Source organism: Thioclava sp. JM3, from assembly GCF_002213185.1.
In the GTDB taxonomy this organism is placed as follows: Bacteria; Pseudomonadota; Alphaproteobacteria; order Rhodobacterales; family Rhodobacteraceae; genus Thioclava; species Thioclava nitratireducens.
The window spans coordinates 1-975 of the sequence record NZ_NBOB01000042.1 but is presented as its reverse complement, the minus strand read 5'-3'; the positions used below and the strand labels follow the sequence as shown (position 1 = coordinate 975).

General features: G+C 64.2%; 1 pseudogene. It reads right to left on the bottom strand.

The annotated features are described in order from the left end of the window. Positions 1-20 precede the first annotated feature (20 nt). Positions 21-951, bottom strand: a pseudogene (locus B6V73_RS20365) (IS5 family transposase). Positions 952-975: the final 24 nt, after the last annotated feature.

The window sequence follows — 975 nt, the reverse complement described above, 5'->3', positions numbered from 1 at the left end:
TCCCCTTTCCCCGGACAGAATTATCCCACGAGTTCCGTGACGGGTATGCCGAGCGCCGTATAGCCGTTGAGCACGGCGATGTACCTGGAGTTCCGCGATCTGGCGGTCGAAGTCCCGTGCCATGAGGCGCTGTCCCAGCAGCTTCACGCAATGCATCTTTGTCTCGGCGCGGCTCCGCCGGTGGTATCCGGCCCATCGTCGCCAGAGGGCTCGGCCGAGGTATTTCGCAGCGCGCAAGGCCTCGTTTCGAGCCACGGCACCGGCGGTGACGGTCTTCCACGGCTTCGCGTTCTTGCGGGGCGGGATGACAGCATGGGCGCCGCGATCCGCGATGGCATCGTGGCACTTGCGGGTGTCGTAGGCGCCGTCGGCGGTCACTGAGCCGATCTCTTCGCCAATCGGGATCTGGCTGAGCAGATCGGGCAAGACCGGTGCATCACCGATGTGGCTCCCGGTGATCTCGACAGCCCGGACCTCCAACGTTTCCTCGTCGATCCCAAGGTGGAGCTTGCGCCAGACCCGCCTTTTGGGGCCACCATGCTTGCGAGCGTGCCACTCGCCTTCGCCCTCGACCTTTATGCCGGTGCTGTCGATCGGCAGGTGCAGCGGCCCCTTGGACCCGCGATACGGGATGTTCACGGCGAGGGTCTTCTGGCGGCGCGACAGCGTGCTGAAGTCGGGCACCGACCAGTCGAGGCCGACCAAGCGCAACAGGCTCTCGACGAAACCGGTCGTCTGCCGGAGCGCCATGCCGAAAAGAACCTTCATCGTCAGGCAGGTCTGAATAGCAGTGTCACTGTAGGTCTGCTGACGGCCACGCCTGCCTGACGGCACGGCATCCCAGTTCATCTCGGGGTCGAACCAGATCGTCAGCGAGCCGCGGCGCTTGAGCGCTTCGTTATAGGCTGGCCAGTTCCTGGTCTTGTAGGTCGGTGGTGTCGGTCTGCTCATGCATGCCAGCTACCACGCTGGATT